This is a genomic window from Brevibacterium picturae (genome assembly GCF_900105045.1).
Classification (GTDB): Bacteria; Actinomycetota; Actinomycetes; order Actinomycetales; family Brevibacteriaceae; genus Brevibacterium; species Brevibacterium picturae.
The window spans coordinates 2,817,332-2,831,645 of record NZ_LT629739.1 but is presented as its reverse complement, the minus strand read 5'-3'; the positions used below and the strand labels follow the sequence as shown (position 1 = coordinate 2,831,645).

14 protein-coding genes are annotated in these 14,314 nt (G+C 63.9%); 4 read left to right on the top strand and 10 right to left on the bottom strand.

Annotation, left to right across the window (positions count from 1 at the left end; all coding sequences use genetic code 11):
• Positions 1–142: 142 nt before the first annotated feature.
• A complete protein-coding gene (locus BLT92_RS13010; RefSeq protein WP_092106168.1) occupies positions 143–892 on the bottom strand; it encodes a sulfite exporter TauE/SafE family protein in 750 nt (249 codons plus the stop codon).
• A gap of 52 nt (positions 893–944) precedes the next feature.
• On the opposite strand from BLT92_RS13010, the gene BLT92_RS13005 reads away from it, so the two are divergent.
• Positions 945–1,718: a DUF1707 SHOCT-like domain-containing protein gene (locus tag BLT92_RS13005; protein ID WP_092106166.1), complete on the top strand. Its 774-nt coding sequence runs from the start codon at positions 945–947 to the stop codon at positions 1,716–1,718.
• Between the two features lie 77 nt (positions 1,719–1,795).
• Here BLT92_RS13005 and BLT92_RS13000 read toward each other — a convergent pair whose 3' ends face one another.
• The 6 genes from BLT92_RS13000 to BLT92_RS12975 form a co-directional block, all read right to left on the bottom strand.
• A complete protein-coding gene (locus tag BLT92_RS13000; protein ID WP_092106164.1) occupies positions 1,796–2,179 on the bottom strand; it encodes a nuclear transport factor 2-like protein in 384 nt (127 codons plus the stop codon).
• A gap of 93 nt (positions 2,180–2,272) precedes the next feature.
• Complete coding sequence (gene groL, locus BLT92_RS12995) at positions 2,273–3,910, bottom strand: chaperonin GroEL (RefSeq protein WP_092106162.1); 1,638 nt, start codon at positions 3,908–3,910, stop codon at positions 2,273–2,275.
• A gap of 772 nt (positions 3,911–4,682) precedes the next feature.
• Complete coding sequence (locus BLT92_RS12990) at positions 4,683–4,886, bottom strand: cold-shock protein (protein ID WP_009881874.1); 204 nt, start codon at positions 4,884–4,886, stop codon at positions 4,683–4,685.
• A 341-nt stretch (positions 4,887–5,227) separates the two neighbouring features.
• Positions 5,228–5,812 (bottom strand): LytR C-terminal domain-containing protein, encoded by a 585-nt coding sequence (locus BLT92_RS12985; protein WP_092106160.1) that lies wholly within the window; start codon positions 5,810–5,812, stop codon positions 5,228–5,230.
• A gap of 2 nt (positions 5,813–5,814) precedes the next feature.
• Complete coding sequence (locus BLT92_RS12980) at positions 5,815–6,081, bottom strand: DUF3263 domain-containing protein (protein WP_092106158.1); 267 nt, start codon at positions 6,079–6,081, stop codon at positions 5,815–5,817.
• 277 nt (positions 6,082–6,358) lie between these two features.
• Complete coding sequence (locus BLT92_RS12975; RefSeq protein WP_092106156.1) at positions 6,359–7,825, bottom strand: aldehyde dehydrogenase family protein; 1,467 nt, start codon at positions 7,823–7,825, stop codon at positions 6,359–6,361.
• Between the two features lie 213 nt (positions 7,826–8,038).
• On the opposite strand from BLT92_RS12975, the gene BLT92_RS12970 reads away from it, so the two are divergent.
• Positions 8,039–8,740: a uracil-DNA glycosylase gene (locus BLT92_RS12970; RefSeq protein ID WP_092106154.1), complete on the top strand. Its 702-nt coding sequence runs from the start codon at positions 8,039–8,041 to the stop codon at positions 8,738–8,740.
• Between the two features lie 71 nt (positions 8,741–8,811).
• Here BLT92_RS12970 and BLT92_RS12965 read toward each other — a convergent pair whose 3' ends face one another.
• Together BLT92_RS12965 and BLT92_RS12960 are read right to left on the bottom strand one after the other, a co-directional pair.
• Positions 8,812–10,554, bottom strand: a complete 1,743-nt coding sequence (locus BLT92_RS12965) for a threonine/serine exporter family protein (protein WP_092106152.1) — start codon at positions 10,552–10,554, stop codon at positions 8,812–8,814.
• Positions 10,551–11,831: an amidohydrolase gene (locus tag BLT92_RS12960; RefSeq protein WP_197679614.1), complete on the bottom strand. Its 1,281-nt coding sequence runs from the start codon at positions 11,829–11,831 to the stop codon at positions 10,551–10,553. Before BLT92_RS12960 ends, BLT92_RS12965 begins: the two co-directional genes overlap by 4 nt.
• Positions 11,832–12,009: 178 nt before the next feature.
• Between BLT92_RS12960 and BLT92_RS12955 the strand changes: the two genes are divergently transcribed.
• Both BLT92_RS12955 and BLT92_RS12950 read left to right on the top strand, forming a co-directional pair.
• On the top strand, positions 12,010–12,804 hold the full coding sequence (locus BLT92_RS12955) for an SGNH/GDSL hydrolase family protein (protein WP_092106150.1): 795 nt from the start codon (positions 12,010–12,012) through the stop codon (positions 12,802–12,804).
• A 32-nt stretch (positions 12,805–12,836) separates the two neighbouring features.
• A complete protein-coding gene (locus BLT92_RS12950) occupies positions 12,837–13,607 on the top strand; it encodes an alpha/beta hydrolase (protein ID WP_092106148.1) in 771 nt (256 codons plus the stop codon).
• Between the two features lie 68 nt (positions 13,608–13,675).
• Here BLT92_RS12950 and BLT92_RS12945 read toward each other — a convergent pair whose 3' ends face one another.
• On the bottom strand, positions 13,676–14,293 hold the full coding sequence (locus BLT92_RS12945; protein WP_231938820.1) for a PaaX family transcriptional regulator: 618 nt from the start codon (positions 14,291–14,293) through the stop codon (positions 13,676–13,678).
• Positions 14,294–14,314: the final 21 nt, after the last annotated feature.

Below are 14,314 nucleotides of genomic sequence, written 5' to 3'. Positions count from 1 at the left end.
TGCCGGACGAATCTGACAGGCGACTGAACCGAACCCTTGTATCGGCTCAGTCGACGGGCCCCACGCAGGTGCTCTCCGCGAGCACCCTGTCCGCTCACCGTAGGTCACCGAATTGACAACGAGGGAAGCTCGACAGTCGCGGTCAGTTCAGGTGCGCCAGACCTTTGACGAGGGTCGCGGTTCCGCCTCCGAGGGCAAGGACGATCACGGCGATCCGAGCAGTCGAGGACTCGATCTTCTGCGACAGCCAGTCACCGCTGACGAGCCCGGCAACGAGGACCGCCGCGATCCCGATCCATGTGGGCGCGGTCAGCTGCGGCCAGGCGCTGTGATCGAATACGGCTTTGAAGATGATCGCCGAGGTGGTTCCTACGACGAGGAACGGCTGCAGGGTTGCGGCGAAGCTGCGCTGCTCCCATTTCGTCAGCACTGCATAGGCGCTGACGGCAGGACCGCCCGTGCCGGCAGCCGCCGACATCGTTCCCGAGAGGAAACCGGTCGTGAACTTCGTTCCGAAGTTCGCGGGCATCGTCTTGCCGATTCGGCCGATGATCATGGAGCTGATGAGGGAGACGATGATGAGCACGCCGATCAGTATCTGCAGCGGTGGCGCTGGGAGCGCGGCAGCGAGGAGTGCGCCGGGAACAGTGCCGATCACGGTTCCCAACGACAATTTCCAGAACGAACCCCACTCGGCCTCTCGCCAAGTGCGGACGAATACGGTGCCGCTGGCGACGATTCCGCAGATGTTGATGAGCACCACACCCGAGAACGGGTCGAGCAACAGCACCAGGAATGGGCCGCTGACCAGGCCGAATCCCATCCCACTGACTCGTTGTGAGACTGCCCCGAGGAACACCGCGAACAGGATGAGCACGACGACGGGTTCCATTTGCTCAATTCTAGTTCAAGGCCCTCTTCTGGGCGGGGTTACAGTAAGAGACATGAACAGTCCTCCGCTCTGGTCGCGATTCACCGCGGATCCACGCGCTCATGGGCAGGTGCGCGCCTCGGATGCCGATCGCGCCGTCGTGACCGATGTGCTCTCCGAGGCGTATGCGCTGGGGCAGATCGATGCGGAGGAATTCGACGAGCGCAGCGAGGCCGCCAATCGTCTGAAGACCCTGGGAGAGGTTCCCGACCTTGTCCAGGACCTCATCATCGCCGAGGCGGGCGAGGTCGAACCCGGCGAACTCGACGATTCCGCCCGCGCTCAAGCTCTGGCCCGGCTGGATGCCGATCGTGTCCCGATCACTCCTGAGCAGATCGACGCGGCCGCGCACAAGTACTACCGGGACCGTGTCCGGAACGCACTGCTGGGCATGTTCGCCGGCCCCGCCGGCGTGACGCTCGCCATCTGGGCCGCCACCTCACTCGCCTCGGGACGGTTCATCTTCTTCTGGCCGATCTTCGTCATCCTTCCGATGCTCTTCGGGGCGATCTCTCAGATCTCCAACAAGCAGAGCCTCATCCGCAAACGCAAGCGAGAGCTGACGAAACGAGCTCGAGCGCAGTTGGGCGATGCTGAGGCCAAGCGTGAGCTTGAGGAGCATAAGAACGATGATGAGGACGAGGACTTCGACGACGCGTTCGGCCACGGTCTGCAGCCTCCTCACCCTTTGGCCCCTCCTTTCAGGCCTGGCTATGAGTCTCCGCGTGATGAGATGCGCAGGCGGCGGGAAGAACGTCGTCGGCGACGCGGAAACCCCTGGGACTGAAAGCAGCGCTTGGGGGTGCCAGTCACCGCTGGCGTTGACGGGCAGCGCCGCGCATGGGAACTTTCAGCTTTGAGGCCTCAGGGGTGGAATACCCGGATCTGAGCGAATTCCTCTGCCTTGTTGGTGCGGAACCAGAATGTATGTGAGAACTGCCGAACGTCGTCTCCGTCGCTCGAATTCTCCCACTGACCCCATGCCGCAGCGGCCTTGCCGTGGGTGATCGCAGCCTCCAGGTGGCCGGCTACGGGATCTGCGTCCGAGACGCCCAGCAGCGCATCGACGACCGCGTCGCGCCCGGTGCTGGTCTCAACTCCCCCGCTGCCGACGATCTGGAGGATGCAGTCCTCGGCGACAACCTCGGCGAGGGCTTGCTCATCGCCATTGAACAGATTCTCTTCGAACCGGGCCACGAACATGTTCTTCGGGCTGTTTCCGCAGGAATCTGTGCCGGTGAACGTCATGTCATCCAGGCTACGGGACTTACCAAACACCGAAAAGAGCCGTGCCGGCGCCCTTTCGGGCACCGGCACGGCTCGTGGAGCGTCAGGGGCTGATCAGAAGCCCATGCCGCCCATTCCGTCCATACCGGCAGCAGCTGCGTCAGCACCTGGTGCAGCCTTCTCAGGCTTGTCGGCGACAACCGACTCGGTGGTCAGGAACAGACCGGCGATCGAGGCGGCGTTCTGCAGAGCAGAGCGGGTCACCTTGACCGGGTCGTTGATGCCAGCGGCCAACAGGTCCTCGTAGGCACCGGTTGCGGCGTTGAGACCGTATCCGGCTTCGAGGTTCGCAACCTTGTCGGCAACCACGCCGGCTTCGAACCCGGCGTTGGTGGCGATCTGCTTGAGCGGAGCTTCGACGGCAACCTTGACGATGTTGGCGCCGGTCGCTTCGTCACCCTCGAGAGAGAGGTTGGCGAAGGCAGCCTTGCCCGCCTGGATGAGCGAGACGCCGCCACCGGCGACGATTCCCTCTTCCACAGCAGCCTTGGCGTTGCGCACTGCATCTTCGATGCGGTGCTTGGTTTCCTTGAGCTCGACCTCGGTCGCAGCACCGGCCCTGATGACTGCAACGCCGCCGGCCAGCTTGGCCAGACGTTCCTGCAGCTTCTCACGGTCGTAGTCCGAATCCGAGTTCTCGATCTCGGCACGGATCTGTGCGACCCGTCCTGCGATCTCCTCGGCGTCTCCGGCACCCTCGACGATGGTGGTCTCATCCTTGGTGATGACGACCTTGCGGGCGGTGCCCAGCAGTTCGGTCGTCACGTTGTCGAGCTTGAGCCCGACTTCCTCGGACACGACCTGACCACCAGTGAGGATGGCGATGTCGGCCAGCTGAGCCTTGCGGCGGTCTCCGAAGCCGGGAGCCTTGACGGCAACCGACTTGAAGGTGCCACGGATCTTGTTCAACACGAGAACCGCGAGAGCTTCGCCCTCGACGTCTTCGGCGATGATGAACAGCGGCTTGTTCGACTGCTGCACCTGCTCGAGGACGGGCAGCAGATCCTTCACGTTCGAGATCTTGGAGTTGACGATGAGGATGTAAGGATCCTCAAGGACAGCCTCCTGGCGATCCGTGTCGGTCACGAAGTAACCGGAGATGTAGCCCTTGTCGAAGCGCATACCCTCGGTCAGTTCGAGTTCGAGTCCGAAGGTGTTGGACTCCTCGACGGTGACGACGCCTTCCTTGCCGACCTTGTCGATGGCCTCGGCGATCAGTTCACCGATAGCAGGATCTCCAGCGGAGATACCGGCGGTAGCGGCGATCTGTTCCTTGGTCTCGATGTCGATGGCGTTCTCGAGCAGGACACCGGTGACGGCTTCGACAGCCTTCTCGATGCCGCGCTTGAGGCTGAGCGGATCAGCACCGGCTGCCACATTGCGCAGGCCTTCGCGAACGAGGGCCTGGGCAAGAACGGTGGCGGTGGTGGTGCCGTCGCCTGCAACGTCGTCAGTCTTCTTGGCGACTTCCTTGACGAGCTCAGCGCCGATCTTCTCGTAGGCATCCTCGAGTTCTATCTCCTTGGCAATGGAGACACCATCGTTGGTGATGGTGGGTGCGCCCCACTGCTTTTCGAGCACGACATTGCGGCCACGGGGCCCAAGGGTTACCTTGACCGCGTCCGCAAGCTGGTTCAGACCAGCTTCGAGTCCCCGACGAGCTTCTTCGTCGAATGCAATCATCTTTGCCATAGTGGCTTAGATCCTCCCTGATGGAGTGGAGTGGGATTCCAGAGCAGTCGCCAACGCCCGCGACGGCAGAGAGTGTGTCCGCATGTTCCATTCCACACATGGACCACGCTCTCGAGACGACTGATGAGAAACCCATGGTTTTCACCAGTACTAGATTTAGCACTCTCCCCCTGCGAGTGCAAATATTGGACGTGCCCGCAGCCATCGTTTTGGGTGGCTCCCGCTTGCTTGTGCGGTTCGGCCCAGCGCGAAACTCCATTCGCGTCGCCAGATAGAAGAAAGAGGTGCGCTGGATGACCGTGGCTCGCCAGCTCGATGCGCGAGGTCTCAGGTGCGTGGCCAGAGGCGCGAGCTCTGCGGCAACTGCGCGGGGAAGGCTGCTGCGCGAGATGCATTCGAACGAGCCGAGACTGACAGCCCCATCCACGTTTCAGAGCCCCACTTGCAAGTAGAGCTCTGAGACTTCGATCGGGCCCCACCCCATTTTTCAACCGACACCCCTCAACCGTCTCCAGCAGCATGAGGCCCCAGACACGCATTCTGATCGTTCACTCGCGCATGAGAGTCATCACGAATGAGAGTCATCATGCAGGAGAAGTGGTATCCCACGGGAGGCCGCCCCGCAGGAGGGCTGCCCCGCAGGAAGTGGGCGCCCCCGCACAACTGAAAAGCGCCAAGCAGTTGCCTGCTTGGCGCTTTCCCCGCTCGGGAGGATTCTGGCCTCGGCCGTCATCCTGCCGAAGCGGATCAAAAGACTTTACGTACGTGAGTCTCAGAGGAGGGTGACGGATTCCGCCTGAGGACCCTTTTGTCCTTCTCCAACTTCGAACTCAACCTGCTGGCCCTCTTCGAGAGCGCGGTAGCCGTCCATCTGGATTGCGCTCCAGTGAACGAACACGTCCTGGTTGTTGCCTTCCAGGGTGATGAATCCATAGCCCTTTTCGGCGTTGAACCATTTGACGGTACCTTGTGCCATTACTTCTCCATACAGTGCAGTGTCATTGACATTCCGTCACCCGATTGCAACCAGCGTGGCTGCGCAGCGGACAACGGAAGCTAGTAAAACTCAACCGACCCCGCGATATCTCTCATTGACCTCTAGAGAATGATCTCGGTGAAGCACGAATAGAACACAAGGGCAGTGCTTGCCTAGCTGATGCAACTCTACCCCAGCACCGGACCGGTCCCTCGGCCCCTCAACACTGTTACTGATTCGTTATATAGACGCTCTCGAGGCGTTCACAGCCCGGCGAATCTGCGCCGCTTCGGCCGGCATCGGCCGACTTCAAACAGCGTCCTGGCCTCGGCGAACTGGCCTCAGCCACCCTCTCCGGAACCGCCTTCTTCCGAGCCGCCGTCACTCGGCTCGGGGCCGCGGTCGGCGATGTCGGAACAGATGACGACGGTGATGTCGGCGTCGAAGTCCGTCGACGCCTCAGTGGCTTCGATGCCGAGCGCATCGGCGACCATCTTCGCCTGGGAGGCGTTCTCTTCGCCTGAGTAGTAGACAGTCGAATCGGTCAGTGCGGTCGAGTAGTTGCCGACCTGGCCGATGCTCCAGCCCTTCTCCTCCACTGCTTCGGAGAAGTCCTGCGCGACTCCGGAGACTCCGGAACCGTTGAGGACGTCGACGTTGAGTGAGGAGTCAGCGACGCTGACTTCGCTCTCACTTGGCGATGGACTCGCCGAGGCGGATTTGTCGGATCCAGAGTCGGCGACATCGGCCTCGGGGTTCTTCATCGATGAGGTGATGATGTTGATGGCCGCGACCACCAGCAGGACGGCAACGAGTGCGAGGATGATGACCAGCGCGATGGCACCGACGTTCGACTGCGCTGCGGAGTCTTGCCGATGGGCTCCGCTGCGTCGTCCGGTTTCGATCTCGTCGAATTCGTCAGTCATGTCTACCTCGAGACGCGGGCTTGTGCTCGTTCGCTCTGCCGCGTGGTGCGGATGCGACGGAGGCGTTTAACCAGCATAGGGTCACTGGCCAGAGCGGCAGGGTTGTCGAGCAGGGAGTTGAGGATCTGGAAGTAGCTGGTGGCCGACATGTCGAAGCGTTCACGGATCGCGTGATCCTTGGCTCCACCGTACTTCCACCACCGCCGCTCAAACTCCAAAACGGACACCTCGAGCTCACTCAGTTCGGGGGCGTCTTGGTTCTGCGGCATAGATGTTGTGCTCCTTCGAGAAGTATCGTTGCCTCTATATTATCGCCCGGAGGACAAGACTGAAATTCCCGGCGCGCCGCCTCGGGCCCGAGACGCGCATCCGCTATTCCGGCGGCATCGCCCCTCGGCAGAGAACCAGACAACCCACCCTGCTTCAGGTGACTCATCGTAATGCGTGAGCCGCCACAGCCGAGTGGGTCGAGTGGATTGAGTCTCCGACCAGTCGTCAGCGGACGAACTGACCAGTCATCCGCGGACGAACTGTGCCGAATGCTGATCAGCGAATGCGGATATTGACCTGCTTGATCTGGGTGAAGCCCTCGAGCATGCCCTCCAGCGAGGCCTCACGGCCGAAACCGGAGGTCTTCATGCCGCCGTAGGACTGACCGGCCATCTGGCCACCGCCCTGGTTGACCTGGACCCAACCGGATTCGATCCGGTTGGCCATCGTCAGGGCCGCGTCGACGTTCTTCGTGAAGACGAAGGCGGCGAGGCCGAACTCGCTGTCATTGGCCATGTCGATGACCTCGTCGACGTCCTTCCACGGAATGACCGACAGGACGGGCCCGAAGATCTCCTCCTGGCTCGTCTTCCATTCGTTCCTCGCCTTCGAGAAGATGACGGGTGCGTGATAGAAGCCGGGTTCGCCGACCTCGAGCGAGTCGGAACCGTCGTAGGCGACCTCGACGCCGTCCATCGCCTTGCCCATCTCGATGTAGTCCGACACCTGGTCGTACTGCTTCTTGCTGATGATGCAGCCGATGTCGGAGTCCTCCTCACGCGGGTCTCCGACCTTCATCTTCGAGACGGCGTCGACGAGCTTGGCCAGGAAGTCATCGTAGATGTCTTCGTGCAGGAACAGGCGCGAGCCCATCGTGCAGGACTGCCCCTGACGGGCAAAGCGCGTCGAGAGCAGCACCTGCTGGAGGGTGTCGTCATCGTTGGAGTCGGGGAAGATGATGTTAGGGCTCTTGCCGCCCAGTTCCATCGACGAATGCGCGAGGCGACCGCCTGCCAGCTCGGCGACGTGACGGCCGACGCTGGTCGAACCGGTGAACGAGACCTTGTCGACATCGGGGTGGACGTTGAGCGCTTCACCGATGACCGAGCCCTTGCCGGTGACGACGTTGAGGACGCCGGCAGGCAGGATGTCGGCGATCAGCTCGGCCATCTTGAGGACGGTCAGAGGTGCATCCTCGGCGCACTTGAGCACGATGGTATTGCCAGCGGCCAGCGCGGCCGGGGTCTTGAAAGCGGCGATCATCAGCGGCGAGTTCCACGGCAGGATTCCCGCAACCACACCGAGGGGCATGCGCTTCGTGTACTGCAGCTGTCCGTCACCGGCCGGCAGGGTATTGCCCTTGACCTCTCCGGCGACTCCGCCCATGTAGCGGAACAGGTCGACGAGGGTGCTGGTCTCGGGGCGGGCCTGGGTGCGGATGGCGTTGCCGGTGTCGATTGCGGTCAGCTGGGCCAGTTCTTCGGCACCGGCTTCGAGTGCGTCGGCGCAGCGCAGGAGCATCTTCTGACGTTCTTTGAATGGCAGCGCGGCCCATTCGGGGAAGGCCTTCCGAGCGGCCTTGACGGCGCGATCGGCATCGTCTTCCTTGCCATTGGCCACAGTGGCGATCACAACATTGCGATCAATGGGGGTGATGACGTCTTTCCTGTCACCGTCGGCAGCTTCGACCCATTCTCCGCCGATGAACATCTTCCAGTTCGTGGTCTCGGGAAATTGCGACATTGTGATCCTTTCACCTACTCAGTTCTGCGATGAACTCTCATCGTCGAGCATATCGCCTGCCCCGGGGCGAAAAGAATGGCGGGGCGGTAAGCGATGATGCACACCTCATCTGCGTTGTGTGCACATCAGCACCCGGCCCCGGACCCGGTCCCGGTCCCGCACCCGGTCGAACGCGGATCGGGGAGATGGCAGCCCATCGGTAGAATCTCGGGCATGACGTCCACAGCTGAACTGACCGAGATCATGTCCCCCGACTGGGCCACAGCGCTGTCCGGCCAGGCCGATCGCATCCATGCCATGGGCGATTTCCTCCGGGAGGAGATCGCGGCTGGGCGCAGTTATCTGCCCGCCGGAGACGCGGTGTTCCGCGCCTTTGCAGAGCCGCTCGCCGAAGTGAAGGTGCTCATCGTCGGTCAGGATCCCTATCCGACGCCCGGGCATGCGATCGGTTTGTCCTTCGCCGTCGACCCCGATGTACGGCCGCTCCCCCGGTCGCTGACGAACATCTACAAGGAACTCGCCGCCGACCTGAGCATCACCCCTGCCGCCCACGGTGATCTGCAGGCCTGGTCGCGGCAGGGAGTGATGCTGCTCAACAGGGTGCTCACCGTTGCACCGGGCGAACCTGCCTCCCACCGCAAGCGCGGCTGGGAGGCCATCACTGAGCAGGCGATCGCCGCCCTCGTCGACCGGGACCAGCCGCTCGTGGCGATTCTCTGGGGCCGTGACGCGAGGAATCTGGCACCGATGCTGCAGTCGGGTCGCTCCGAGGTCGCGATCATCGAGTCCGCGCACCCGTCACCGCTGTCGGCCAGCAGGGGCTTCTTCGGATCCCAGCCGTTCTCCCGCACGAACGACCTGCTCGCGCAGAAGGGCCTGGCACCCATCGACTGGAGCCTCCCACCCCAGGACTGAACCCGGGCTCGGCTCAGGAGTCAGTGCGAGGCACGAACGCCAGCCGCCCACTTCGGTCGTGTGGCCGACATTCACTCGCGGGATTCGACCGTGTCCATGGTCATCGTCGACTCGGCCGAGCGCGCGGACTCGGCGGTCTTCTCCACGGCGTCGGCCTTGAGGTTCTTCAACGGCCTGGCCAGATAGCTGCCGAGCACAGCTCCCACGGCCAGGGCGGCATTGGCCAGGATCGCGGTGAACAGCGAGGACAGTCCCACTGCGAAGGACGTGGTCTCCGATTCGGCGACGATCTGATAGACGGCGGTGAAGATCGACAGTCCCTGCAGCAGGGTGTAGATCGCGGGAATCATGAGCACGATGGCCGGTGCGCCCAGCCGCAGGGACAGCGGCCGCGCGAGGAAACCGGTCACGGTCGCCGCCAGCAGACTGGCCAAGACGTTGTCGATGGCGAGGATCGTCAGCGAGGTCATCGTGATGTAGGAGGCGAGGCCGACGAACGCGGCCGGCAGGATGAACCGCCTCGTCGACTGCATACCGACGACGCCTGCCATGGAGACGACGGTCGCTGCGACCAGCGACACGATCGCGGTGAGCACGTGCACACCGGTCTTGGGCACGAGGACCTCGATCGGATCGAGACCGATCGCCTCTCCTGTCACGACCCCCAGGGCCAGCCCCGACACGATGCCGGCCAGGGTCAGGACCACTCCCACCATCCGTCCGGCAGCGGTGAGCGGGAAATTCGTCAGGGCGTCTTGGACCGATGAATACAGGGATTGCGTGGGCAGGAGCAGGACGATTCCCGCCGCCACGAGATACTGGGGCGATTCGATGATGCCGAAGTTGCCGGCCGCCATCGCCACCAGGGTCGCGAACGCCGCCTGCAGCGTGGTGATGAAGAAGCCGGGCAGCGTGGTGCGTCTGATGAGCTTGCCGAACTGGCTGATCAGGATCGACATGACGATGCCCAGGCCCGACGCAACGACCCCGCCGCCGAGCAGCACGACGAGGCTGCCGACCATCAGACCCCACGCCCCGGTGACGAACCATTCCTGGTAGGGACGGCGCTGGTAGCGGATAGCGTCGAGGCGGCTGCGGGCATCGTTGAATCCCAGGTTTCCCGCGACCAGATCGGTGACGAGTTTGTGCACGGAGCCCAGCTTCGCGAAGTGGATGGATTCGCCGCGATTGACCCGCATGACGGTCATCAGACGGCCGTCGGAGGTCGAATAGTGCACGGTCAGGGTGTTCGAGGTCAGATCCACCTGTGCGGTGGTCAGCCCGAAGGAGGCACACGCGGCGATGACGGAGACCTCGATGTCGGAGGTGCCCGCACCGGCGCGCATCATGATCGCAGCGATGTCGGCCGCGAGGTCGAGGACCATCCTGGCCTCGTCCTCATTGGGCTCGTTGGCCTGGACCGGAGCCTTGTAGGGGGAGCCTTTGAGCGCGGTGACGATGGGGACGGGCTGAGTGTTGACCGAGGTGCCTGTGACGAGCCTGCCGACCGTGCGCCTAGCCACGCGCTGAGCGATCCGCTGGGAGGCGCCCCTGGAGTCGGATTTCGGCCTCGACTTCGCCGTCGTCGTCTTCGGTGACTGCCCGCCGGCGGGACCGGCCTCGTCGGTCTTCAGCTCTCCCGTCGGCGCTTCGCGCAGATCCTGCAGACGCTGCTGACGGGAGAGTTCGAGCAGCTCCTGCAGCGCCGAGGATCCGGCTGCCCCCTGGTTCGCCTCGTGCTCAGGTCCGGACGACGACTGAGCGTCGACCGGTACCTCGGCGGTGGGGGCCTCTTCTGTGCTGTCGTCCGTCACGGCTCACTGATGAGAGTCGGGCCGAACGGGTCCGCCACGTCGGCAGAACCGGCATCGGCGTCGAACTCGAAGACCTTGCGGCCGGAGACGAACACCTGATCGGCGCGGGAGTTCAGGTCGAGCGGGTCACCGGACCAGAGGACGAGGTCGGCGTCCCGGCCCGGGGCAAGGCAGCCCAGGCGGTCGTCGAGACCGAAGATCGCGGCGGGGTTGATGGTCAGCGCTTCGAGTGCGACGACAGGATCGAGGCCCTCCTTGACCGCCAGGGAGGCCTCGTGGATGAGGAAGTTGATCGGGATGACGGGATGGTCGGTGGTCAGGGCGATGCGCACCCCGGCCTTGGCCAGCGCGCCCGCGGTTGCCAGGGTGCGGTCACGCAGCTCGACCTTCGACCGGCTGGTCATCAGCGGTCCGAGAATGACGTCGATGCCCTTGTCCGCGATGTAGTCGGCGATCTTGTGGCCCTCCGTGCCGTGGTTGATGACGAGTCGGTACCCGAATTCCTCTGACAGGCGGATGGCCGTGGCGATGTCATCGGCACGGTGGCAGTGCTGGTCGAAGGCGAGCTTGCCCTCGAGGACATCTGCCAGGGTCTCCTTGACGAGATCGCGTTCGAAGGGAGTGCCCTCGGCTTCGGCGTGGGCACGTTTCGCTTGATAGTTCTGGGCGTCGACGAAGGCATCGCGGAGGACCTTCACGGTTCCCATACGCGTGGACGGGGTGACGTTCTTCTCACCGTAGACGCGCTTCGGGTTCTCCCCGAGAGCGGACTTCACGGACAGATCCTGCGTCACGAGCATCTCGTCGACGATCCGCCCCCAGGTCTTGACGAAGGCGGTGCGTCCGCCGATCGGATTGCCGGAGCCGGGTTTGATCAACGCCGAGGTGACGCCTCCTCGCAGCGCATCCTTGAATCCGAGCTCGGACGGGTCGATGCCGTCGAGGGCGCGCACTCCGGCCCCGTTGGGATCGGTCATCTCGTTCGTATCGTCACCGGACCAGCCTTCACCGTCCTCATGGACGCCGAGGTGGCCGTGGGCTTCGATGAATCCGGGCAGCACCCAGCGTCCGCCGGCATCGATGATCTCAGTCCCGGCGGGCAGATCCTGTACGGTGACAGTGCCGGATTCCACCGAGGTGATCGTCTGGTTCGAGACCACGATGGTCCCCGATTTGATCGGTTCGGCGCGTCTGCCGCCGGCATCTGCGATGGGCAGAATCCGCGCATTCGTGATGGCGAAATCAGTGATCTCCGGAACCGGAACCGAACGATACATTGTGCTCCTCTTGCAGTGGCCTTCAATGATGAGATCCGTCTCGAAACGAGTCTACGCCAGGCGATCAGCACTGGTCACAACGCAGGGCCGCGACGAATCCGAGGCTCTCCCACCTGAATCCGGCACGGCCGATTCAGTATAGTGCGAAGTCAGAGAATCAAAGAGAGAAGGACCCCCGATGCTCCAGACCATCACGTCATACGTCGCGATCGGCGATTCGTTCAGTGAGGGGCTGATGGACCACGATCCGGACCGGGAGGACCGGTACCGGGGATGGGCCGATCGCCTCGCAGGCAAACTCGTCGACTCCCCCGTCGGCAGTCCCGAGCTCACCTACGCCAACCTCGCCATCCGCGGACGCCTCCTCGACCGAATCATCGACGAGCAGGTGCCCAAGGCACTCGCCCTCAAACCGGATCTGGTCAGCTTCTGCGGCGGCGGCAACGACTGCCTGCGCCCGATGGCTGACATCGACGACCTCGCTGACCAGTTCGAACGGGCCGTCGTCGCCTTCCGCGAAGCAGGCATCGAGGTGCTCATGTGCAACGGATTCGACACGGAGATCAGCTCACCCCTGATCCGCGCCGTACGTCCGCGTGTGGGCATCTACAACACCCATCTGTGGTCGATCGCGCAGCGTCACGGCTGCCACATGATCGACGTCTGGGGCCTGCGGCCACTCTATGCCGACGACAATTGGGCCGATGACCGGATCCATCTGTCTCCCGCCGGCCATGACCTCGTCGCCCGGCAGGCGCTGGCCACGGTCGAAAGCGGGCATTCCCTGCCGGTGACGGGCTTCGCGATGCCCGCGCGTCCGACCCGTCCGATCCGGAACGTGATGAGCGAGGAGTCGAAATGGGCTCGCGAGCACTTCGCCCCGTGGGTCGGCCGGCGTCTGCGCGGGCAGTCCTCGGGCGACAAGCTCGATGCGAAGATTCCCGAGCTGACACGCGTGCGCAAACCCGAATGAGTGCAGGCGATGACACCACCTCCACTCGCTCGATGAGGCAGGACGAGCGCTTCGCCGCCCTGGGCGCCGCCGGCAGTGCGCCGGACTCGACGCGGACTGCCTTCCGACGTGATTACGGAACCGATCCCGATCAGTTCCTCGAGGTCTACGGTGACCCGGGCACCGCCTCGGCGACGGTGATTCTCGTCCACGGCGGCTACTTCCGGCCGCGCACGGGCCTCGCCCATGCCAGGCCCATGGCCGCTGCCCTCGCCGAGGCGGGCCTGCTGTGCGTACTCATCGAGTACCGACGCTTAGGTGGGCAGCCCAACTGCTCAGATGACGTCACCGCCGCCATCGCATTCGCGTGCGAGTCGTTGCCCGGCTGGGGCGTCAATGATCGAGCACGGCAGGATCTCATCGTGACCGGTCATTCCGCCGGAGGGTGCCTGGTGCTGGCCTGGGCGAGTCACCTCGGCGAGAACGGACCCGAGTTCCGACTGCGGCCCCTGGCTCCGATCACGGACCTGTTCCGGGAGGTCGAGGACGGTTTGGGCGAGGGCGCCGTGCTCGACTACATGGGTACGCGACCGGAGCAGGATCTGACACCGTATCTGCGGGAGGATCCGCGCTCTCGAGTGCTGCTCATTCCGGCTCGGGCGGATCTGCTCATCCTCCACGGCGATCGCGATCAGACGGTCGACATCGGTTTCTCACGGACGTTCCCGGCGCGACTGACCATCGCCGAGGGCGCCGACCACGCCGACCTCGTCGATCCCGCCTCGTCCTCCTTCCCGCTTGTGGTCGAGACGCTGCTGGGCTGAATTCGAGACGCTGCTGAGCTGATTCGGACCGGGTGAGCTGATCCGGCCCTGGCCGCGCCGCAGGCATGTCACTTCCCGGCGGCGACCTCCCGGACGTGGGAGCGTGCGGGCTCTGCCCAGCTACGGCGCAGCTGGGCGAAGAGTTCGACGCTCCTCATTCCGGGCCAATCGGGCGGCAGGGCGCTGGCGGGAAGGCCCGGATCGACGTAGGGAATCGTCTTCCAATCGTCGACGCAGCGCAACCACAGGACGAATGCCTCGCGAGGATCGGCAGGCGGCTGGGGCGACGCTGCATTCTGTGTTCGCAGCGCGTCCGGGACATACTGTTCGTACCGGTCGAGGAACTCGGTGTGCCGGGCCGCAAGCCTGTCCAGTTCCCACCATTGTGCGGCCGCCTGGGCGAAGGGCTCGGCGGTCAGCGGCGTCTGGGTGATGAAGATCGTCGCCCGCTCTCGGACCTCGAGGGCCGCCAAGGCATCCTCGACCTCGGCGTGCAGATGCCCGGGGGCGATCCACAGCCCATCGGTGACCGCACCGAAGCCCAGCCCCGTCAGCGCTCGGCGCAGCTGAACCCGTTTCGACCGGTCCACCTCGGGCAGGGAATAGGACACGAGGCACCACGGTTCGTCATCCTTCTGACCACGGTAGGAGAAGATCCTCCGATCCCCGCGCTCAAGCTCCGTCACGGCCGCGGGATCCACACGATA

Bases quoted from the DNA above. Each gene is read 5' to 3' on its own strand.
- BLT92_RS13010 (WP_092106168.1), bottom strand. From the start codon at position 892: ATGGAACCCGTCGTCGTGCTCATCCTGTTCGCGGTGTTCCTCGGGGCA.
- BLT92_RS13005 (WP_092106166.1), top strand. From the start codon at position 945: ATGAACAGTCCTCCGCTCTGGTCGCGATTCACCGCGGATCCACGCGCT.
- BLT92_RS13000 (WP_092106164.1), bottom strand. From the start codon at position 2,179: ATGACGTTCACCGGCACAGATTCCTGCGGAAACAGCCCGAAGAACATG.
- groL (WP_092106162.1), bottom strand. From the start codon at position 3,910: ATGGCAAAGATGATTGCATTCGACGAAGAAGCTCGTCGGGGACTCGAA.
- BLT92_RS12990 (WP_009881874.1), bottom strand. From the start codon at position 4,886: ATGGCACAAGGTACCGTCAAATGGTTCAACGCCGAAAAGGGCTATGGA.
- BLT92_RS12985 (WP_092106160.1), bottom strand. From the start codon at position 5,812: ATGACTGACGAATTCGACGAGATCGAAACCGGACGACGCAGCGGAGCC.
- BLT92_RS12980 (WP_092106158.1), bottom strand. From the start codon at position 6,081: ATGCCGCAGAACCAAGACGCCCCCGAACTGAGTGAGCTCGAGGTGTCC.
- BLT92_RS12975 (WP_092106156.1), bottom strand. From the start codon at position 7,825: ATGTCGCAATTTCCCGAGACCACGAACTGGAAGATGTTCATCGGCGGA.
- BLT92_RS12970 (WP_092106154.1), top strand. From the start codon at position 8,039: ATGACGTCCACAGCTGAACTGACCGAGATCATGTCCCCCGACTGGGCC.
- BLT92_RS12960 (WP_197679614.1), bottom strand. From the start codon at position 11,831: ATGTATCGTTCGGTTCCGGTTCCGGAGATCACTGATTTCGCCATCACG.
- BLT92_RS12955 (WP_092106150.1), top strand. From the start codon at position 12,010: ATGCTCCAGACCATCACGTCATACGTCGCGATCGGCGATTCGTTCAGT.
- BLT92_RS12950 (WP_092106148.1), top strand. From the start codon at position 12,837: ATGAGGCAGGACGAGCGCTTCGCCGCCCTGGGCGCCGCCGGCAGTGCG.